Below are 21,339 nucleotides of genomic sequence, written 5' to 3'. Positions count from 1 at the left end.
CTCCGTCAGTTCCTACATAGCCAGGCCACCGTCAACATTAAGGACCTGCCCAGTGATATAGCCTGCAGCCTCAGAAGCGAGGAAGGCTACGGCCTCGGCCACCTCTTGCGGAGCACCGAAGCGCTGCAAGGGTATTTGGCTGAGGATGCTCTCCTTCACCTTATCGGGCAGGGCGCTGGTAATATCGGTCACTATGAATCCAGGGGCGATGGCGTTGACGGTGATATTGCGCGAAGCGACCTCCCTGGCCGTTGTCTTGGTTAGTCCAATGAGACCGGCCTTGGCTGCAGCGTAGTTGGCTTGGCCCGGATTGCCTTTTAACCCAGCTACAGAAGAGATATTAATAATGCGTCCCCAGCGCTGCTTCAGCATAGGGCGAAGAACAGCCCTGGTGCATAAAAAGGCCCCTCGTAAGTTAGTACTGAGGACCGAATCCCAATCTTCCTCACTCATGCGCATAAGTAAGGCATCGCTGATGATGCCCGCGTTATTCACCAGGATATGCATAGTGCCCCACTTTTCTAAAAGTCTATTCGTTAGGCGTTCAACCTCCTCAGCCCGGCTGACATCTCCTTGTAAAAGGATCACTTCGCCCCCTTCTGCCGCGATACTCCCCGCCACCTCTTTAGCTGCCGACTCGCTTAAATGATAATTGAGGCCGATCTTGGTTCCAAGGCTGGCCAGTTTCAAGGCGATAGCGCGACCTATGCCGCGGGAGGCGCCAGTAATTAGAGCTACTTTCCCTTCATACCCCATCCATTCACCTTCCTAATAGACTGATCCTACGTAGCACACGACGCAAGCGTGAGCGAGCGCTGGACACTTCATCCCAATACCTGTATTGTACCGTTTTCCACCAAGGCAATGTGGGTACGAGCGGCGACACGCCCCACCGCACCACAGCCGCAGCCCAAGTAAGCCCAGCACCGAAGCCAACAAGAAGAAGATGATCACCGGTCTTCACACGCTGTTCACTGATAGCATCGCAAAGGGCGATAGGGATCGAGGCAGCCGAGGTATTGCCATAACGATCAACGTTAACATAGACCTTTTCGCCCGGTATCTTAAGCATCTTGGCCGCGCTCTGGATGATGCGTGCGTTAGCCTGATGGGGAATAAGAAGATCGATGTCGTCTGGAGAGAGTCCGGCATCCTTAATGGCTTGTAGGGCTGATTTGCACATAGCGTTAACGGCGAACTTGAAGACCTCATTACCAGCCATTTTCATATAATGCAAACGATTCTGCACAGTCTCCTGGCTCGCTGGATGGCGACTCCCTCCAGCCGGAACCTGGAGCAGACTACCACCTGAGCCATCAGAACCGAGCACAGAGGAGAGTACACCAGTGGGCAAATCTGTCGCTTGTAGGAGAACAGCGCCAGCCCCATCGCCGAACAGAACACAGGTATTACGATCGGTCCAGTCCACGATACGGGAGAGCGTATCCGCCCCGATGACCAAGATATTGTTATATTGGCCGGCAGCAATCAATCCGCCGGCCATGCCCAAGCCATAGACGAATCCGCTACAGCCAGCATTAAGGTCAAGCGCTCCGGCCTGGGTTGCCCCCAGAGCGTCCTGTACCAGGCAGGAGGTAGCCGGAAAGAGATAGTCTGGGGTAACAGTGGCGACGATCACAAGTTCAATCTTAGAGGGATGAATATCGGCCATCTCAATAGCCGCACGGGCAGCCTTGATAGACAGGGTAGAGGTGCTCTCCTTATCGTCAGCAATATGACGCTCGACGATGCCTGTACGGGAGAGGATCCAGTCGTCAGACGTATCGACCATCTTTTCCAGATCGGCGTTGGTTAACACTTTAGAGGGGACGTATCTGCCCCAACTCACGATCTGGGCGTAGCTTTTCAATCGTTATCCTCCCGCTTACTAGCCTATTCGAACTTGCGGAAGATGACGCATGAGTTATGTCCACCCAATCCCATCGAGTTTGATAGGGCTACATTTATTTTGGCTGGGCGGGCGACATTCGGAACATAGTCTAAATCGCATTCAGGATCGGGGTTCCGGTAATTCATCGTCGGTGGAATAATTTGGTCACGAATAGCCAAGACACAAGCCATACCCTCGACCGCCCCGGCAGCACCCATCATATGCCCAACCATCGATTTGGTAGAACTCACTGCCAGGCGATAGGCGTGTTCACCAAAGATTGTTTTTATCGCCACTGTTTCCAGTTTATCATTTAGGGGGGTGCTGGTTCCGTGAGCGTTGATATAATCGACCTCCTCGGGTCTTATACCCGCCTTACGCAAGGCCATTTGCATAGCCCGTGCCGCACCCTCACCCCTCTCAGCCGGGGCGGCCAGATGGTAAGCATCAGCTGTAGAGCCATAGCCGATCACTTCAGCGTAAATGCGGGCCTCTCGGGCCCGAGCGTGTTCCAGTCTCTCCAGGATGAGAATAGTCGCCCCCTCCGACATAACGAAGCCAGATCGAGTGAGATCGAATGGGCGAGAAGCTGTCTCAGGAGCATCGTTGTCAGCGGCTAAAGCGCGCATGACGATGAATCCGGCCAACACGAGAGGGACAAGAGCCGCATCAGTACCACCTGTGACGACCACATCGGCATCGCCACGCTTGATCAATTCTGTAGCCTCACCGATGGCATTTCCTCCGGTAGCACAGGCCGAAACGACGGCCAGGTTCGGCCCCTTTATCCCCATCGAGATGGCTACCTGCCCAGCCGGCGTATCAGGGATCATCATTGGCAGGAAGAAGGGGCTGACACGTGTTGGCCCTCGCTCCTCCAAGACCTTCTGCTGTTCAAGCAGGGTACGTATACCACCGACTGCGGTGCCAATGATGACACCAATATTTTCGCTATTACTGGGATCAATAGTCAATCCGGCGTCTTTAAGCGCCTCCTGGGTGGCTACGACGGCGAACTGCACACAGCGGTCCATCCGCCTGGCCTCTTTAGGTTCGATGTAGTTTGTGGGATCAAACCCTTTGACCTCACCAGCGATCTGCACGCTGAACGGGGATGGGTCAAAGAGAGTAATTCTGGCCACACCAGATTTCCCGTTGATCAGTGCAGCCCAGGTCTGTTCGACGTCATCACCAACAGGGGTCACCGCCCCCAACCCAGTAACTACCACACGTGTGGCCAAATCCCGTACCTCCCAAGCGAGTTATCCAAGATATCTATTAAAAATAACACCAGAGTTGGCCAAAGGATACGCCCCCTTGATCGGCTAAAGGTGGCCGAACTTCTCCCTCAGGTGTTATTTGATGCATCCATCCTTTTACGCAATGAGTATAGGTTACGGGGATGATGATTGCAAGCATAGTTGCAACCATCGGTTGGCTTTGCTATAATGCGTGCAGAGGGCCAGGATGGCCCGCCGGCCTATTTGACAACCAGGCGTGTGCAAAACGACAAAGACAGCCATCTGTTCCCTGTGGTGAAAGAGGAGGCGTGGTGTAGCGGCCTAACATGCAGCCCTGTCAAGGCTGAGATCGCGGGTTCGAATCCCGTCGCTTCCGCCAATACTAAACAGCCCGTCATCGGTTTCTACCGTCATCGGTTTCTACAAAGCATGGAGACTGACGGAACAGAGGTATGAACACCGCTCTGGATTTCAGGGCGGTTGAGTGGGCGACATCATTGGGTTTCGCAACATTGCCGTTCACGAGTACTTCGCTGTGGATTGGTCCATCGTCTGGGTGGCGGCAACGCAAGATGCTCCTGACTTGCGACAAAAAGTCGCCGCCAAGATCCTTGCAGAGGAATACTCTGGCGGTTGAAGCCTAGCGAAAGGCGAGTGTCTTCAGCCGGTCTTCCCCAAAGGGGCTTTCTCAGCGACGTACGTTGACTATGACCAGGGTGATACTGTCAGCCGTCGGCGACCCTTTACTATCCAGGAGGGGCAGGCGCTGCCCGCTTATGGGATCATACATCCCGACCTTCAGTTCATACTCCCCCGCTGGCGTATCGGGCCACGTGGGAATAATATACCTGTCCATCACCACCTCACCCGGGTGCCAGCGCCGGGTAGGATAAGCCCAATCCACCGGCACAGCGTCTTTCTGCGCCCAGATGCGCCCCGAGCCATCTTCGAGGTGGGTGAAGACCTTGTAATCGTCCTCCATCCTTTGGACAGCCTGCCAGTATATGGTCAGGGGGATGGGCTCTCCAGGACTTATAGCCAATTCCTCTCCGGCCGCCAGCCCATGCGCCCCTTGGCCTATATCGAAACCTCTCAAAATGACTTGGCCGCCGAGGACAATCCAAAGGGGGTGCTGACTGTGGGAGAGGAGGCTGACAGGGGTTTCGTAGAGGTCCAGGCGCAGCCCACGGAAGGCGGCCTCGCCGACCTTCAAAATTCGGTGGTCCAGCCAGCCCTCGACCAGGCCACCGGCATCCCAGCTCAGCGTCCTCACCGGCACCAGCCATACCCGCTTCCTTCCTCCTATCAGGGTAACTAGCTCCTCATCTGTCGCCAGCTCATCTACTGGCCACCTGGAAGGGAGCACCGTGATATCGCCCTCCCGGCCGTGAGTCTTCCAGTAGTAGACCAGGCTCGGGTCGGGGTAGTTGAGGATGATGGCATCCCCTTCTTGGAAGTGGGAGACGAGATACTCGGCCGCAGAGCGCCAGTCGGGACTTTTGGCGAAGGCCTCGTCGTAAAAGAGATTATGGACAGAGATGCCACTGGCGACAGCAACAAAGGCCAATCCCACAAAGGGCCAGGCCCTCGAGCGTAAGCCCCCGGCCAACGCACAGCCCAGGATAAGGTAGTAGGCTGGAGTAGCCACCAGGAGGTAAGTCTCGTTAAAGACTGGCTTCAGGCGGGAGGCGAGGAAAACACCCAGGATGGGCACGGCCAGGTAGAGAGCCGCCGCCGCAAGAGAGGGCGCCCTGCCCATGGCAGCCCTCCAGAATCCAATTACGAAAAGCAGGCCGAAGCCCCAGGCAAACCCCGTGGCTAAGCCCTCCTCAGCCATCCGTCCGAGGCTGAAGACGCTCAACAGCCGCTGCAACATTGAGATGAATTCTGGGGAATCGCCCGTTCCCCCATAGCTCCATATGACCGGAACGGATGCCACTAGCCAGGGCAAGTAAAAGATGGCGATGGCCCCCTGGGCTGCCAGCCAGAGCGAGAGGGCAGGCAGGTCCCGGCGTAAGCGCAGGAGGGCCAGGAGATTATGAAACAGGATCACGAGGACAGCATAGTAATGGGTATAAAGGACCAGTGTTGCAAGGCCCACATATGAGGCTAGAAGGGTCCACCTGGGGAGATGGGCAGTGGCAGAGGGCATACCCCAACCGAGGGCTCTCACGCATACTACAGTGGCTGCCAGCCCCAAGGTGGAGTAGGCGGTATACATGCGGGCGTCCTGGGCATTCCAGAGGTGGAAGGGATTAATGGCCAGGATCCCCGCAGCGACCAGGCCCACCCTCTCCCCCAAAAGGGCCCTCCCCAGGCTGTAAAGCAGGGGGACCGCAAGCACATCAAAGAATACCGAGAGGAAACGGACCGCAAACTCGCTGTTTCCTGCAAGCTCCATCCAGAAGTGTAAGGCGAAGTAATAGAGGGGAGGGTGGGGCTCCCCGCTGAGCAATGCCCCTGTGATCTGCCCCAGGGACTGGGCCGAGAAGAGCACACTGAAGGACTCGTCACCCCGGAGGCTCTGAAAGTCAAGCCGGAAAAGCCGCAGGAAAAGGGCTAGCAGCAACAACAGGCAGACGAGGAGGCTGTTGCGCGAGGCCCTCAACCCGCACCGCAAACCATTTCTGCTCCGCGATACCACTCCGCCATCACCTCCTGCTCTAGAGGGGCTCTGTTCGCCTCTTCCTGGGTCGCTTCATTCTCCCTTTTTGGGTCGCAATTCGCTCTTGCAGTCGACTCCTCAAACGACGGGCATCCTCTCTAATAATGAGCTCCACTTCATCTTCTGTAGGCGAACCTGGCTGATAAGCCAGCTTTCGTTCAATAACCTCAAAAAGCTCGGAGTCGATCTCGTAACCATAGCTATTCCGTCCTAACGCCCTGGCCACCTTCGCCGTAGTTCCTGAGCCTAAAAATGGGTCTAACACCGTCTCACCCATGAAGGTAAAGAGCCTTATCAACCGCTCCGGAATCTCCTCCGGAAAGGCGGCGATGCCTTTCTCTATCCTCCCTTCCCGAGGCAAAACATTGGTGATGTCCCAAACACTAAGGTACCACTTCTGCGCTTGGTATATCGCGAGATCGATTCGGGAAGACTCTTTCACCTTGGGGTCCAGCTGACGCACATAGCTGTAATCAAACCGGCCCTTTTGAAAGATCAAGATGCTCTCCTGGATATTATCCAGGTAGAAATACATGGGGTAGGGATGACGAAGAGCCACACCACTTCTATGGCTGATCCTTACGTATCCTTCCGGCTTTCGCCAAACGATCTTATCCCGGTAACGAAAACCGTTATTCCGCATTATCCTAATCGTATCGGCTACAATCGGATACCTCTCCCCATCTACAAGCATATCATCAGTCACAAAGCAAACGATCCTTCCTGGGACAAGCACTCGATAGATCTCCTCAGAGAGGGCACCGAGCATCCCCAAGAATTCGTCATAGTCACAAAAAAGATAGGGGTAATCAAAGGGGGCATTATAATAAGGCGGTGAAGTAACCACCAGATGAATAGAGCCATCTGGGATCTCTGACATGTTCCGGCAATTGCCGAATATAACCCTATGCCACGTGTTCATCCCCTACATGATATAATTATTGTCAAACTTTTGCACTATAATCTTTCATCGGGCTCTACCTTAAGAGACGGCCGGTCTCAATAAAAAACGTTTTGAGCGATCCGTAGCTCTATCGTTCAGATGGGGTGTCTGATGGATAAAAGAGAAATGACAAAAAGTCAGCTTGTGGAAAAGCTACATCAGGTTTCACGTGGCGTCTCACGTCGCATAGGGCTCACCCCCGCCACAGAGGTACAGCTACCTGCCATAATCTTACTCGCCAGTCTCCGAAGCACCGCAGCGGAGCTGGCCCAAGCCGTCTTACAGGCTGGGGCTGACGCCCTGATCTGCCCTGGCCAATTGCCTGGGAAGGAGGACTCGACTATAGAAAGTCAAGCCTTCCACTCTCTGTTAGAGATCGCAGGCGACCGTCCCTGCGGGGTCACCCTGGAGGATACGCTAATAGACGCTTCCAAGGTGGAGCGACTTGGTACTCTGGGCTTGGACTTCGTTTGTTTCCGGGCCAATCAGGCTGCCGCCATCCTGCGCCTGTCTCATATCGGTAAGGTGCTTTCGATCGACCTATCCCATGATCCACGTCTGCTGGCCACCCTCAATGATCTGCCGATAGATGCCTTGCAGCTAAATGTAAACGAAGGACAGAATCGGCCTCCTATCCTAATAGTGCAAGACTTAATACGCTATCGGCAGGTTTGTGACGTCATCCGCAAACCAGTCCTTGTTTCCAGCCAAGGCGTCTTGCAGCCGGATGACCTGGTACAATTACGAGACCTGGGCATCGAAGGAGTGATCCTGGAAATGACACCCGGAATGAATGCCCAGGAGGCTGAAGCACGGGTTGCCTCGTTCCACACAGTCATCAAGGGACTGGGACGTCCTCTAGGTCGGACTCGCCTCGGTGATGTCCTTATCCCCCCAATTTCAGGCAGGCCACAGGAGGGAATACTCAAACCAGAGGCACCGGAAGAATAAATATTTTTCATGAGTCAACAGGATAGACCAGCACCATCATACTTGAAATTAGCTGCCAGCGGCGAGCTTCAAAAGCGTGTCCGCCAGGCGGTAGCTATGCTGGGGCGTTGCTACGTCTGCGCCAGGGTTTGTAAATCCGCTCGCCTGGCGGGTGAGTTGGGTAAATGCCGCACCGGACGATGGGCTGTCGTTTGTAGTTTTCATCCTCACTTCGGGGAAGAGCCTCCGCTCGTTGGCAGCCGTGGATCAGGTACCATTTTCTTCACCCATTGCAATCTGGCCTGCATTTACTGTCAAAACTATGAGATCAGTCATCTCGGTGATGGGGTAGAGGTAAGCGATGAACAGCTAGCGGCGATGATGTTGCAGCTTCAATATATGGGTTGCCATAATATCAACCTGGTGAGCCCGACCCACGTCGTTCCGCAGATCCTCTCCGCCCTCCAGATCGCCGTCGAGAACGGACTGCACCTACCCCTCGTGTACAACACGGGCGGCTACGACGCCATTCCCACGTTACGCCTGCTCGAAGGGATCGTCGATATCTATATGCCGGATATGAAATACAGTGATCCAGCCATCGCTGAGAGGCTCTCCGGAATAAAACACTACCCGACCGTGAACAGGTTGGTCGTAAAGGAGATGCATCGCCAGGTAGGGGATTTGGTCATAGACGATCAGGGCATCGCGGTACGGGGATTACTTGTCCGCCATTTGGTGCTGCCGAATGGGCTCGCCGGCACATCCGAGATAGTCTGCTTCCTAGCCGAGGAGATCTCCAAAAACACCTACCTGAACCTTATGGACCAATATAGGCCCTGTTACAGAGCCCACGAATACCCCCAGTTGAACCGACACCTAACGAGCGAAGAATATAGGCAAGCAGTACAGTTAGCCCTGCAATATGGACTGAGGCGATTAGATGCGCGGAGAAGCTGGGCCCTTTTCTGAATCGGCCAGAGTAGTGGTTAAGACACCCGCTCGAGATAGGCACCGCTTCGGGTATCCACCCGGACCACATCCCCAATGTTGACAAAAAGGGGTACCTGAATACGCCGTCCCGTCTCCAACGTAGCCGGCTTGCTACCACCAGAGGCTGTGTCACCCCTCACGCCAGGTTCAGTTTCAACCACCTGTAAATCAACAGTCACTGGCAGCTCGATGCTTATCGGCGCCTCATTATAGGTCAACAGATCAACGACGAGTCCTTCCTTCAAGAAGCCCACATCATCGCCTAACTGTCCCCTGGGCAAGCCTGTCTGCTCGAATGTATCCACGTCCATAAAATAGTAATTCGCATCGTCATGATAAATGAACTGGACGCGGTGTCGATCTAGAAAAACCCTCTTAAATCTCTCGCTGGCCGGGAACGTGCGCTCGGCTGTGTAGCCAGAGCGAAGGTTTCTTAACTTCAAGCGCACGAGCGCACCGCCTCTCCCCATCTTAATATGCTGATAGTCAGCGATATTGAATAGCTGACCCTCTAACTCTATGGTGATACCCTTCCTAAGCTCACCCGCATCAATCATCCTCTCACCCCCTCCAATTTCCCTACTATCTATGTCTCCACAACCATCAGATTAGGGGCAGCCGTCAAAATCTCCACACCGTCCTCTTTTATAAGCACAAGATCCTCCAAGCGAACACCACCCCAACCCGGGAGATAGACGCCCGGTTCTACAGTAACAACCATCCCTGATTGTAGAACATCGCCGCTCTCTTTCCCCAGGGTGGGCGCCTCATGTATGGCCAGTCCAACGCCGTGCCCCAGACCGTGCCCGAACTCAGCCCCGTAGCCAGCCTCATCGATCAGGGAACGGGCCAAATTATCCACCTGCTTCCCGGTCAAGCCGGGCCGCATCCCCTGCAAAGCATTGGCCTGCGCTTGTTGAACCAGGTCGTAAATATCCTTGAACTGCGCCTCGGCCTTGCCCAGACAAAAAGAACGGGTCAGATCGGAACAATAACCGTTAACCCTGGCCCCAATATCAACGAAGGTAGGTTCACCACTTTGCATAGCTCTGTCTGATGGTGTAGCATGGGGAACAGCCGAGCCCGGCCCAGCCGAGACGATGGGTTGGAAAGAGCAATCATCGCCCCCATTCTCGCGCACAAACTTTTCTAGCTCCCACGCTGCCTGCTGCTCCGTCATCCCCGGCTTGATGAAACTGATGAGGTGTTGGAGGGCTGCATCAGCGATAGATGCCGCCTGTTTGATGGCAAGTATCTCTTCTGAATCCTTAAACATCCTGAGCTCTTCTACAAAGTTGGTGGTAGGAATCAGGTCACAGCGCTCTGATAGGCTGGCCTCCAGATCCTTATGTTGCTTGACAGTGAGATAACCGCTTTCGAACCCCAGTCGTCGCACGCCCTGCTCCTGCACCAAGGCGGGTACCCCCGGCAAGAGCTGAGAGGGCACCATGACCACTCCGAACCCCTCCACCTGATGGCAGGCCGCCTGGTAATAATTAAACCCTGTCAATAGTAACGCTTCAGCCCCAGTAAGCAACAGCCAACCCGCCAAACTGCCGGCTTCTAATTCACGAGCAGCAAAGCCACTCAAGTAATATCTATTCTCTGGCTGTGAGACCAGTATGGCCTCGAGATCGTTCTCCACCAGCTTGCGGCGCAGCAGCGCCAACCTACGCTCGATAATCGACCTATCCAAAGATAAACCTCGCATCCACTGGCCAAACAGAGCTTTAGCCCACTACGATGGGCTCCGCCTCAGGAAGCCCAGCAGTTACATAGCCACACTTAAGACACCGAATACCATCCTTACCGGCAAGCGTTAGCAGTCCACCACATTGCGGACATGGATCTGGTAAGGGCTTATTCCAGGCCCCAAATGAGCACTGAGGGTACCTGGAACAGCCATAAAAGGTACGCTTGCGCCGCGTCTTCTTTTCCACCAGGTCAGCGCCACACTCAGGGCATTTGACCCCAATCTTGACCGCCAATGGCTTGGCATTGCGACACCGAGGATAGTTCGCGCAGCCGATGAACTTGCCGAAGCGCCCATACTTGATGACCATCGAGCCACCACACTTCTCACAAATCTCACCAGTGGGCTCGGCCATCAGCTCCACCCGCTCCATCCGTTGCTCTGCCCTTTGGAGCAGTGCTTCAAAAGGAGTATAAAATTGGCGAATCATGTGCACCCACTGGCGCGCCCCCTGGGCAATCTCATCGAGCTGGGCCTCCATCTGGGCAGTAAAACTGACATTGATGATCTCCGGAAAGTGACCCACCAGGAGATCGTTAACGATAAAGCCGATGGATGTTGGGTTTAGACGCTTATCGATGCGCTCCACGTAACCACGTTCCTGAATGGTGGACAGAATAGGCGCATAAGTGCTAGGACGGCCTATGCCATACTCCTCTAAGGCCTTAACCAGGGTAGCCTCTGTATAGCGTGGTGGCGGCTGGGTAAAATGTTGTTCCGGTAAGAGCGCCAGCAAGTCGAGCAGTTCACCCTTAGCTAAAGGGGGCAACGCCTTTTGCTCGTTCTCGGCTTTATCCTCATCGCGGGCTTCCATATAAAGGACAGTGAAGCCAGGAAATTTGACTACTGAGCCAGTGGCTCGAAATAGATAACGCCTATCATGCGATCCATTGCTCGCCTGTATATCAATGGAGGTGCTCTCCATAACTGCGGCGGCCATCTGACTAGCCACCATACGCTGCCAGATTAGTCGATACAATTTATACTGATCTGAAGACAGATACGGCTTTATAGCCTCAGGAGAACGAGCGATGGACGTCGGGCGTATCCCCTCGTGTGCTTCCTGAGCTCCTTTTACCTTACCACGGAAGAACCGTGGCTTAGACGGCACATAGTTCTGACCAAAATGCTCAGTGATATACGACCTTGCTTCAGCTATGGCCGAGGGAGCAATATTAGTTGAATCCGTGCGCATATAGGTGATCAACCCGACATTGCCCTCTGCGCCGATCGGCAAACCCTCATAGAGCTGCTGGGCTACGGCCATCGTCTTCTTGGCCGTGAAGCCGAGTTTCCTGGATGCTTCCTGTTGCATCGTACTGGTGGTGAAGGGTGGCGCCGGATTTCGCTGTACATCTTTCTTCCTGACCTCAGCTACGATATAGCTGGCGCCTTCCAGGTCAGATAGGATAGCTTTTGCTTCGGCCTCATTCTTGATCTCTATCTTATGTCCATCAATCTGCTGCAAGCTCGCCTTGAACCGCTCTCGCTTGCCTCGCCGCTTATCCTCTCGGCGTTTAGCTAGCTCGGCCTCGATGCTCCAGTATTCCTGCGGTACGAAGGATTCAATCTCACGTTCTCGCTCAACGATTAGACGTAAAGCCACCGACTGTACCCGCCCGGCTGAAAGCCCTTTTTTCATCACCTTGCGACGGAGCAATGGACTAAGCTTGTAGCCAACAAGTCGGTCAAGGATTCGTCGTGCCTGCTGGGCATCCACCAGTTGCATATTGATCTCACGTGGATAAGCGAAAGCAGCCGTGATCGCTTCAGCGGTTATTTCGTGAAACTCCACCCGATGAATCGCTTTATCCTGTATCCTGAGGGCATTGACTAAATGCCAGGAGATAGCCTCGCCCTCGCGGTCAGGGTCTGTAGCCAAATAGACATCCGATGCCTCCCTAACATACCCCTTCAGCTCCTGGACCACCTGTTTTTTCTTCTCAGGCACAACATAGTGGGGCGTAAAACCGTTATCAATGTCTACCCCAAGTCTATTCGAGGGCAGATCGCGAATATGCCCAATTGAAGCCCTGACGGTGTATTCACTGCCAAGGAACCGACCGATCGTACGTGCCTTGGCCGGTGATTCAACTATCACCAATTTCTTCGCCACTAAGATTCTTACCTCCAACTGTTAACACCAAATTATAACACACAGATCGAGAGCCAAACTGATACACAATTCGTGCAACGTGGCACCCTCGACGAACGTACTCGTAGTGGAGCACGCGGCGGGGCGGTGTGCTCCGGTGCGCCACTCTGCCGCGCTGCGTAGCGCACTGTGAACTGCCGAATGTAGCATTGTTAGGACATCACTCAAGAGGCCAATCAGGGGCCACACGGATGCCGCTGCGTTCGAGCAATGCCCGGCCACGCGCCTCGGCCTCGTCCAATATCGCCGCTTCGTCTGTGACAAGCACTTGGCGGTTTCGCATCAATACCCTCCCGGCGACGATGACCGTATCTACATCACCGCCATGGGCGGCGTAAACCAGGTTGGCGATGGGATCGAAGCGGGGCGTGGCGTGCGGCTGACGCAGGTTGACGAGGATTACGTCGGCTTGCTTGCCGACTTCCAATGAACCGAGGTCGGCCTCGCATCCGATCGCCCGCGCGCCCTCGATCGTCGCCATCTCCACCGCATCTTCCGCTGTCAGCGCACGCGCGTCCATGGTTGCAATGTTGTGCAAGAGGGAGGCAGCTTTCATTTCGCGGATCATGTCGAAGCAGTTGTTGTTCGCGCCAGAGTCACAACCCAGGCCCACGGTCACGCCGGCCGCGCGCATCTGCAGCACTTTGGCGATGCCGGAGGCCATTTTCATATTTGCCGACGGGCAGTGAGCGATCTTCGTGCCACTCTCAGCCAGGATCGGAATCTCCTCCTCGGATATCCAGCAGCCCATGGCAATGAGCACGTTGGGCCCGACCAACCCGTAACGCCGGGCGAACTCGACCGGCCGCGCGCCATACCCGCGCTGGAAGAAGGCCAGATCGTCTTTCTCACCAGCGAGGTGGACGGTGATGCCAACGTCGTGATCCTTCGCCAGTCTGGAGACCCTGCGATAGAAATCCGGCGAGCAGGCGACGGCAGGCTCGCGCGGCACACGCGGCCCGTACCACACCTGTATCCGGCCGCCGGCCGCGCCATGCCAGGTTCGGATCGCACGTTCGGCCTCGGCTAGGGACTGTTCCTCAGTTTCGAGCATGCCCGCGTTGATCACGCCGGCCTGCTGCGCCAACCCGGCCTGATCCATTACCATTTTTGCCATTACTGCGCGCATGCCCATATCGTTCACAGCCTGCGCCAGCCCATCGAAGTCATAACGGCTGTGGATGAGCGGGTCTACGAAGCACGTCGTGCCGGACTTCAGCATCTCCAGCAGGCACAACTTCATGCTAATTAGGGCGTCTTCTGGAGTATAGCAGCCTTGCAGCGGCCAGATGAAGTCTTCAAGAAACGGACGCCAGGGCACATCGTCGGCGACGCTGCGCAGGAGCGCTTGAGGCGAGTGCGCGTGCGCGTCGATCAGACCAGGCAGCGCGAGCATCCCGCAGCCGTCGAGCCGCTCAACATTCGGATAGCGAGGTTCAATCTCAGCAGCTTTGCCAATGGCGGCGATCCGGTCGCCATCCACGGCGATAGCCGCATCGATAATAATGCGCCGCCGCGCGTCAACCGTCACCGCGATCACGTTGGTAATGAGCAGCATAAGTCAACCTTCCTCAGAGGTATCAGGTCACACAAAAAGCGTAAACCTTTTTAGCCTCAAGTCTTGTAAATTCCGCATTTCTTGAGGAACAGTCTCTATATCTCAGAACGAGGCATAGTCAGCACGACTCTCTCTAATATAGTGCATGCCTCCAATCTGCCTCACCATTCCCTTCAGCTCCATCATCGCTAGCGTGCTACTAACAGTGGGCATCGGTAAACCACTGTTCCTTCCCAACTCATCGATGTGTACCGGTTGCGTTGACAGAAGGGCTAGAAGCGCAGACTCAGCCTCATTTTCTGGCAACAGCTCTTTCATTTCTATCTGCTGCACAGCCATGCCCAGATTAAGCTCCTCCAGGATGTCTCGGGCCGCAGTGACCAGCTTTGCCCCCTGTTGGATCAGGCTGTTAGTCCCGCTACTCTTTGGCCAAAAGATGCCCCCGGGCACAGCAAAGACATCTCTATCCTGCTCAAGGGCAAAGCCCGCCGTAATTAAGGCCCCGCTGGATTGTCCGGCCTCCACCACAAGTGTACCGAGAGTCAAACCGCTAATAATGCGGTTGCGCACCGGGAAATTCCTCGCCTCCGGCCGTGTCCCAAGTGGATATTCAGAGATCAAAGCGCCATACTCCACGATAGACTGCGCCAGTTTGGCGTTTTCAGAGGGATAAATGATGTCCACCCCACTGGCTAGTACGGCCAGTGTACGCCCACCGGCCTCGATGGCCACCCGGTGAGCAAAGGCATCGATCCCTCTAGCCAAGCCACTCACGATGGTCACTCGACTCCTGGCCAACTCCCCGACGATCTCCTCTGTTACTTGCCGTCCATAAGCTGTTGCTTTGCGCGTCCCAACCACAGCCACAGATAGCTCGTCCTCCGGCCGGATGGTCCCCTTCACATACAGCACCGGCGGCGCGTAATAAATGTGTCGTAGCCTCTCTGGATATTGAGGACTGTCCCAGGTTAGCACCGTTACGCCGGCACCCTCGATCTTCTCCATCTCTTTCTCGAGAGCGCCCTCATTTCGTTTACTTACGACAGACGTGATGGCCCGAGCATCTAAGCCAGACCGCTCCATCTCAGAAGCGTTGGCCAACCAGGCCGATTCTAAATCCCCGAAATATTCCCGTAACCGTTGCAGCTTGGCCGGACCTATACCGGGAACCAGATTGAATCCCACCCAATAGGGTAGTTCGTTTATTTGCACTGCGGCGACCTTCTACTCAACGACATCAGTCCTGAGCAACAAAGAAGGGTATACTTTGCTGGTGACCATCTGCAGCCAATTCGTACCACTTATCCTCCACCTGGTATCTGATCCCTTTTATCAGCCACTTACCCGGATCATTTATAGACAGTGGGAGGGCGAGGTATTCGTTCCAACCGGGGTGGACGATAACATTCCGCTGCCAAACAACGAACTCTCGGCCTGTCGGCCTCCACCCCACCACCCCAATATTCCGCAAGTGAAGCGACTGAGCACCAGGATTGGTCACACTGAAACAAAAAATAACGCTGCGCCATCCCGCCCCGCCGGAAAGCCAGACTGTCAGATCACTTGATTGCTTCAATTGAGCAGGGGCCTGCTCCTGAGAGGAGCCGCCACCGGCCAAGGAGGGAGACTTCGTTTCCGCCACAGCCGGGCTCAAGCTAGGTGGCACGTCAAGTATCTCTAAAGCGGCTGGCGATTCGCCCATATGGCGCATCGCTGTGGCTACCTCAGCCGTCCTATAGTACCTATCCTTGCCCTTTGGCGTCCCATCGGAATACCAGTAAATACCATTACCATCCCAGACATTTGGATCATAAACCGTCAGCCATTGTCCGTCGGCGGAGACGCCCTTAACCACAATGGCGTGACCACCGCTATAGGAGTAATAACGATCATAACGTTGCCCAGGATCAGAGTAGGCGACCAGGTAATCGGGGCCCTCAGAGATATCACCCATAACCATGCCCACGATGACGATGTGGCCGCGTCTGACACTTTCGAGCACATCATGGATGGTATCTAAGCCCTTATAGCGGATACCCCAATGAGACAGGTCCTTCTGGGCATCGAAGATGCTTGTTGGACCCCCATGCTGGAGATAGTCCCTGATCTCCCTGATGGACACCCAAACGTTGTTCTGGCTAAACTGAATGGCCATCGCCACTGCCGTCACACGGCAATTATCACGGTTGTTTGGTCCACTATCCCACTCGCCCTGATAACGGTACCAATCGAACGAGGCCCCGATCTCACGTGCTGCCCCATCATAGGCACTAATTTGCTGAGCGGTGGCTACCGGTGGATAAGAGAGGGAAATAATGATGAGTAGAAGGAGAGATAACCTCAACAGTCGCCCTGCAGCCTGTTTGGCTAACCCCCTAGCTGGCCCACAGATAACGACACCAACGCGGCCTATCTCTTGATAAAACGTGGCCAAAGCCCTAGCCTCCTCAGCACCCCGCATCTCTTCAACTGCTGAATGGAATAGGTTGGATTGATCGACTTAGGACAAGCCTCAGCGCAATTGAAGACGGTATGACACCGCCAAATGCCGTCTCCCCGATCGATTATCTTGAGACGCTCGCTGCCTCCCTCATCTCGGGAATCGGCTATGAAGCGATAGGTCTTCACAAAGGCAGCCGGGCCAACAAAGTCCTTATCCATCCAGGCTACCGGACATGAGGAGTAACACGATCCACAGAGGATACAGTCGATCATCTCATCGATGGCTTTCCTATCTCTCGGACTTTGCAACCGCTCTCCCTCCGAAGCAGCTATCGTGTTGATCAAGTATGGTCTAATTAACTCGTACTTGGCGAAAAATGGATCCATATCGACTACCAGATCTCTGAGCGGTGCTAGATTGGGCAGGGGATCGACATTAATCTGGGGGGAGCGCAAGGCCGCTATCTGTGTTCCACAAGCCAGACGGTAAGAGCCATTGATGTACATTGCACAGGAACCACACACTGCGCCACGACAGGAATATCGAAAGGCTAAGGAACTGTCCAGCCTATCCAAAATGTAAAACAAGGCATCTAGAACAGTCATCCTTTCCCGAACGGGCACCTTGAAGGTATCATAACGAGGCTCACTATCACGCTCCGGATCGTAGCGATACACTTTCAAGACAACTGTAGGGGACGTAACCATCAATACCTCCTGGCCTCTGGTGGGAACCGGGTAATGGTCACTGGCTCGTATTCCAGGCGAGGACCATCCGGCGTATGATAGGCCAGCGTATGCTTCAACCAATTCTGGTCATCCCTCTCCCGACAATCCAGGCGATAATGAGAGCCACGACTCTCCTCCCGAACCAGGGCTCCTAGCGTCACTATCTCAGCGATGGCCAGCATATCCTCCAGCTCTAAGACACGCACCAGATCCAGGTTGAATCTATTCCCTTTGTAGGCCAACCGAACCCTTCGGTAGCGTTCCTGGAGCTCCTCTATCTTTGCATATGCCTCCCTCAGCGGCCCCCGCTCACGGAAGATTCCTACCTTCTCAGTCATAAGCGCCTGCATCTCTTCACGGATGACCAGTGGGTCCTCGTCTCCCTCGCTCTGCAGAAGTCGTTCTATCCTGGACTCGGTCTCTTCCAGGGCCTGCAACAGAGAATGTTCTCCACCTTCGGTCATCTCCCGTCCCTGGATGTATTCCGCTGCCTTCCAGCCTGCCCGTTGCCCAAAGACGATGGTTTCCAGGAGGGAGTTGCCCCCTAAGCGGTTAGCACCATGAACACTGACACAAGCACATTCACCGGCGGCAAAGAAGCCCTTGACCGCCGTTTCTCCATCATAATTTGTATCAATACCACCCATAGTGTAATGCTGCCCAGGTTGAACGGGGATCGGAAGATCTATAGGATCCACACCGGCAAAATTGACGGCCAGGTCGCGGATGCCCGGTAACCTCTCCATAATCTTCTCTCGACCCAAGTGGCGCAGATCCAGATACACATAATCATCCTCGAACCCACGACCCTCGTTGATCTCAATCAGGATAGAGCGAGCAACGATATCTCGGGGGGCTAGCTCCATCGCCGCTGGCGCATAGTTTTGCATGAAACGCTCACCCATATTGTTAATCAAATATCCTCCTTCGCCTCTAGCACCCTCCGTGATAAGGATATTCGTCCCCACAAGGGTTGTCGGGTGGAACTGAATGAACTCCGTATCTTTCAGAGGTATCCCCGCTCGGTAAGCACTGGCTATGCCACTACCAGTGTTAATCAGAGCATTTGTCGAACGGGCGTAGATTCGACCCGCCCCACCGGTTCCAAAGATCACCGCTTCAGCGAAGAAGGGCTCCAGTTTTCCAGTGGGAAGGTGCAAGGCAATTACACCCCGACATACCCCATCTTCCACCACCAAAGATAGCACCATCCACTCTGGATAGACGATAATCCGTCTCTTTACCACCTGTTCATACATCGTGTGCAGCAGGACATGTCCAGTCTTATCGGCCGCGTAGGCCGTACGGGGGAAACCAGCTCCTCCAAAGGGTCGCTGGGCTATCTTCCCTTCTTTGGTGCGACTGAAAGGTGTCCCCCAGTGCTCCATCTCGTAAATACGCGCCAGGGCGTCTTTGGTCATTATTTCCACGGCGTCCTGATCAGCCAAAAAGTCGCTTCCTTTAATCGTATCGTAGGCATGCCTTTCCCAACTATCATCCCTGCCTTCAGGGGCATTGCCTAAGGCCGCGTTAACCCCACCTTGCGCTGCCCCAGAATGAGACCTGACAGGGTGTACTCGGGATAAAATGGCCACATCCAAGCTATCGCTGGCCTCTATGGCCGCTCGTAAGCCAGCCAGACCCCCACCAACTACCAAAATCTGATGACGAATCATTCGTTCATCCTTCTCCTAGCGATAGAACAGGGGCGTGCTAGTAATAAACGGCAAAAGGGTGTTAGCTCCAAAGATGAAGGTGAGGATGCCTATTAGCCAAAGCGCCCCAAGGAGCAGCCTTTGGGCCATAGGGCTGATCCCAAAGTCAACTATAACTATGCGCAAGCCATTGAGAGCGTGGTAAAGAACCGTCGCCAAGAGGGCCAGGTCGAGGACGATGAAGAAAGGCGTCCGCAGCCGCTCAGACACCCGCACAAAGTTGATCTGCTCACCGACGACCGCAAAATGTAAAACCCAGAAGTGCGCCCCAAGAAAGACCAGAAGTAAAACAGCCGTCACTCTTTGCAGAACCCACGACCATACCCCAATTCCTGCCTCTTCTGGCCTAAGGCCTACTTCGCTCACTTCCTCTTTCACCCCTATAGAAACCATGTTCATCACTCCCTAAACTGGGCAGCGATTAAGATAAAGGCTTGCCCAGGGCATACGGCAGAAGAACAGCCACTCCAGCCCCGAAGGCCAACAACCCTATAGCCATGAACAATCCAAACAGAACCTTTTGCGATCTCACCCCTATCCCCAAATCAAAGAGCAAGATGCGTATCCCATTAAGGGCGTGAAAAAGTACCGCTGCCAGCAGAGCCAGATCAAGCACGATAAAAAATGGCGTCTGGAGCGCGGTTAAGACAAGGTCGAAACTGAGACCATCCTTCCCTACCGCCGAAAACGAGATCACCCAAATATGTAAAAAGAGATAAAAGACTAAGGCCAGGCCTGTGATTCGCTGCAATAACCATGCCCACATGCCGACCCGATAATTGGTCGGCCAAAGGGGTGTATTGCTGCTCCGTCCACGCCACCCTACTATTTTAAGCACCTGACCCTACCCCCTAAGCCCGCTGGATGGCTCCGATGGCGAGGCCCATTGCTGCTTTCCCCGTTCGTATAAATCACCCCCATAGATATCGTTGACGACGACGGCCGGAAAGTCTTTTACGCTCAAGCGCAAGAGCGCCTCCGGGCCAAGCTCCTCATAGGCTATCACCTCTGCGGCTTTAATGGTTTTAGCGATGAGGGCCGCTGCCCCCCCGATCGCCGCCAGATAGATGGCCTTATAGCGCTGGAGAGCTGCTTTCACCTCTGGAGAACGCCCCCCCTTGCCGATCATCCCCCGAACCCCAGCCGCCAGCAATGGTATTGCATAGGGATCCATACGATAGCTCGTAGTGGGTCCGGCTGAGCCGATGACCTGCCCTGGCTTCGCCGGGGTTGGCCCAACGTAGTAAATAACCGCCCCTTGCGGATCGAAGGGAAGCGGATGACCATTCTCTAGGGCGCTGACCAGGCGTTTGTGAGCCGCATCACGGGCGGCGTACAAGGTGCCCGAAATTTCTACCGCATCGCCAACCTTTAGGTTACAAACAGCTTCCTCTGTAAAGGGGGCCGAAATCTTCACCGAAGTCTCCTTAGGGATAAACACACTGAGGATAGATTAGAGCACGATTGATTTATGTCTAGCGGCATTGCACTGAATGTTGACGCCCACGGGGAGACTGGCGATGTGGGCCGGAAACGACTCCACGTGAACCGCCAAGGCCGTTACTCGTCCACCGAATCCAGCTGGCCCTATGCCCAGGGCATTGACTGCTTGCCCAAGGTCATGCTCAAGGGCCGCCATCTCAGGATCAGGGTTAGGTTCGCCCAGCGGGCGCAGGAGGGCCTTTTTGGCCAGCAACATGACCATCTCAGCCGTACCACCAATGCCCACCCCAACGATTACAGGTGGACATGGATTAGGACCAGCCTCATCAACTGCCCTGACCACCACTCGTTTGATACCTTCGACCCCCTCGGCCGGTATCAGCATAAACAAGCGAGACATATTCTCACTGCCAGCCCCTTTAGGCACCACGGTTATTTTCAGGCTATCGCCAGGAACGATCTCCGTGTGAATCACAGCTGGCGTGTTGTCTTTGGTATTCGCCCTCCTCGTGAAGGGATAAGCGACAATAGACTTGCGCAGATAACCCTCCCGATAACCCCGCCTGATACCCTCCTGTACAGCGTCGTACAGATAACCCCCAATGATATGTGCCTCCTGTCCCAATTCCAGGAAGACCACTGCATAACCGGTGTCCTGACACATCGGGACACGCTCCTGCTCGGCGATTTCAGCATTCTCCAGTAGCTGCTCTAATACCTGCTTACCTTGGGGAGAAGATCCCCTCTCTAAGGCCTGCCGAAGCGCAGCCTTGACATCCGCACCCAGGACATAATTCGCTTCTATGGCCAGCTGGGCCACCGTCTCCGTTATCTGAGCACAATCAATCGACCGCACTGAGCTTCCTCCTCAATCACTGCCC

The 21,339-nt window shown here is 54.7% G+C and carries 19 protein-coding genes, 1 tRNA gene and 1 pseudogene; 4 read left to right on the top strand and 17 right to left on the bottom strand.

Going from position 1 to position 21,339, the window contains the following annotated elements; translation table 11 throughout:
• Window positions 1-12: 12 nt before the first annotated feature.
• From fabG to fabF, 3 genes and pseudogenes are all read right to left on the bottom strand, one after another.
• The gene (gene fabG / locus M1136_04120; protein MCL5074825.1) at window positions 13-756 is read right to left on the bottom strand and encodes a 3-oxoacyl-[acyl-carrier-protein] reductase; all 744 of its coding nucleotides are present in this window, start codon (window positions 754-756) and stop codon (window positions 13-15) included.
• 130 nt (window positions 757-886) lie between these two features.
• Window positions 887-1,870 (bottom strand): annotated as a pseudogene (locus M1136_04115) (ketoacyl-ACP synthase III).
• Between the two features lie 23 nt (window positions 1,871-1,893).
• Complete coding sequence (fabF, locus tag M1136_04110; protein MCL5074824.1) at window positions 1,894-3,132, bottom strand: beta-ketoacyl-ACP synthase II; 1,239 nt, start codon at window positions 3,130-3,132, stop codon at window positions 1,894-1,896.
• Between the two features lie 302 nt (window positions 3,133-3,434).
• Here fabF and M1136_04105 point away from each other — a divergent pair.
• Both M1136_04105 and M1136_04100 read left to right on the top strand, forming a co-directional pair.
• Window positions 3,435-3,511 (top strand) — tRNA-Asp (locus M1136_04105).
• A gap of 105 nt (window positions 3,512-3,616) precedes the next feature.
• The gene (locus M1136_04100) at window positions 3,617-3,769 is read left to right on the top strand and encodes a DUF86 domain-containing protein (GenBank protein ID MCL5074823.1); all 153 of its coding nucleotides are present in this window, start codon (window positions 3,617-3,619) and stop codon (window positions 3,767-3,769) included.
• A gap of 51 nt (window positions 3,770-3,820) precedes the next feature.
• Here M1136_04100 and M1136_04095 read toward each other — a convergent pair whose 3' ends face one another.
• Complete coding sequence (locus tag M1136_04095; protein MCL5074822.1) at window positions 3,821-5,776, bottom strand: glycosyltransferase family 39 protein; 1,956 nt, start codon at window positions 5,774-5,776, stop codon at window positions 3,821-3,823.
• A gap of 19 nt (window positions 5,777-5,795) precedes the next feature.
• Window positions 5,796-6,677, bottom strand: coding sequence for a site-specific DNA-methyltransferase (locus M1136_04090; protein MCL5074821.1), 882 nt, complete (start codon window positions 6,675-6,677; stop codon window positions 5,796-5,798).
• Between the two features lie 174 nt (window positions 6,678-6,851).
• On the opposite strand from M1136_04090, the gene M1136_04085 reads away from it, so the two are divergent.
• Window positions 6,852-7,691, top strand: a complete 840-nt coding sequence (locus M1136_04085) for a hypothetical protein (GenBank protein ID MCL5074820.1) — start codon at window positions 6,852-6,854, stop codon at window positions 7,689-7,691.
• 9 nt (window positions 7,692-7,700) lie between these two features.
• Window positions 7,701-8,642: a radical SAM protein gene (locus tag M1136_04080; GenBank protein ID MCL5074819.1), complete on the top strand. Its 942-nt coding sequence runs from the start codon at window positions 7,701-7,703 to the stop codon at window positions 8,640-8,642.
• A 17-nt stretch (window positions 8,643-8,659) separates the two neighbouring features.
• On the opposite strand, the gene efp is transcribed toward M1136_04080, so the two are convergent.
• The 12 genes from efp to M1136_04020 all read right to left on the bottom strand — a co-directional run bounded on the left by efp (window position 8,660) and on the right by M1136_04020 (window position 21,314).
• Complete coding sequence (gene efp / locus M1136_04075; protein ID MCL5074818.1) at window positions 8,660-9,220, bottom strand: elongation factor P; 561 nt, start codon at window positions 9,218-9,220, stop codon at window positions 8,660-8,662.
• 29 nt (window positions 9,221-9,249) lie between these two features.
• Entirely contained in the window at window positions 9,250-10,359 is a 1,110-nt protein-coding gene (locus M1136_04070) for an aminopeptidase P family protein (GenBank protein MCL5074817.1), read from the bottom strand.
• Window positions 10,360-10,393: 34 nt separating this feature from the next.
• Window positions 10,394-12,532: a type I DNA topoisomerase gene (topA, locus tag M1136_04065; protein ID MCL5074816.1), complete on the bottom strand. Its 2,139-nt coding sequence runs from the start codon at window positions 12,530-12,532 to the stop codon at window positions 10,394-10,396.
• A 199-nt stretch (window positions 12,533-12,731) separates the two neighbouring features.
• The gene (locus tag M1136_04060; GenBank protein MCL5074815.1) at window positions 12,732-14,129 is read right to left on the bottom strand and encodes an amidohydrolase; all 1,398 of its coding nucleotides are present in this window, start codon (window positions 14,127-14,129) and stop codon (window positions 12,732-12,734) included.
• A 102-nt stretch (window positions 14,130-14,231) separates the two neighbouring features.
• Entirely contained in the window at window positions 14,232-15,335 is a 1,104-nt protein-coding gene (gene dprA, locus M1136_04055) for a DNA-processing protein DprA (GenBank protein MCL5074814.1), read from the bottom strand.
• 31 nt (window positions 15,336-15,366) lie between these two features.
• Window positions 15,367-16,563 (bottom strand): C39 family peptidase, encoded by a 1,197-nt coding sequence (locus M1136_04050; GenBank protein ID MCL5074813.1) that lies wholly within the window; start codon window positions 16,561-16,563, stop codon window positions 15,367-15,369.
• Window positions 16,539-17,279, bottom strand: a complete 741-nt coding sequence (locus M1136_04045; GenBank protein MCL5074812.1) for a succinate dehydrogenase iron-sulfur subunit — start codon at window positions 17,277-17,279, stop codon at window positions 16,539-16,541. Before M1136_04045 ends, M1136_04050 begins: the two co-directional genes overlap by 25 nt.
• Window positions 17,279-18,976 (bottom strand): FAD-binding protein, encoded by a 1,698-nt coding sequence (locus tag M1136_04040; protein ID MCL5074811.1) that lies wholly within the window; start codon window positions 18,974-18,976, stop codon window positions 17,279-17,281. Before M1136_04040 ends, M1136_04045 begins: the two co-directional genes overlap by 1 nt.
• A 15-nt stretch (window positions 18,977-18,991) precedes the next feature.
• Window positions 18,992-19,408 carry a succinate dehydrogenase, cytochrome b556 subunit gene (locus M1136_04035; GenBank protein ID MCL5074810.1) on the bottom strand — a complete coding sequence of 139 codons (417 nt, stop codon included), beginning with the start codon at window positions 19,406-19,408 and terminating at the stop codon, window positions 18,992-18,994.
• Window positions 19,409-19,436: 28 nt separating this feature from the next.
• Complete coding sequence (sdhC, locus tag M1136_04030) at window positions 19,437-19,853, bottom strand: succinate dehydrogenase, cytochrome b556 subunit (protein MCL5074809.1); 417 nt, start codon at window positions 19,851-19,853, stop codon at window positions 19,437-19,439.
• A gap of 6 nt (window positions 19,854-19,859) precedes the next feature.
• Window positions 19,860-20,432 carry a Fe-S-containing hydro-lyase gene (locus M1136_04025; protein ID MCL5074808.1) on the bottom strand — a complete coding sequence of 191 codons (573 nt, stop codon included), beginning with the start codon at window positions 20,430-20,432 and terminating at the stop codon, window positions 19,860-19,862.
• Between the two features lie 36 nt (window positions 20,433-20,468).
• A complete protein-coding gene (locus tag M1136_04020; GenBank protein ID MCL5074807.1) occupies window positions 20,469-21,314 on the bottom strand; it encodes a fumarate hydratase in 846 nt (281 codons plus the stop codon).
• Between the last annotated feature and the right edge of the window lie 25 nt (window positions 21,315-21,339).

Source organism: Chloroflexota bacterium, from assembly GCA_023475225.1.
In the GTDB taxonomy this organism is placed as follows: domain Bacteria; phylum Chloroflexota; class UBA6077; order FW602-bin22; family JAMCVK01; genus JAMCVK01.
The sequence above is the reverse complement of the archived record's forward strand: the minus strand, read 5'-3'. Positions and strand labels throughout refer to the sequence as shown.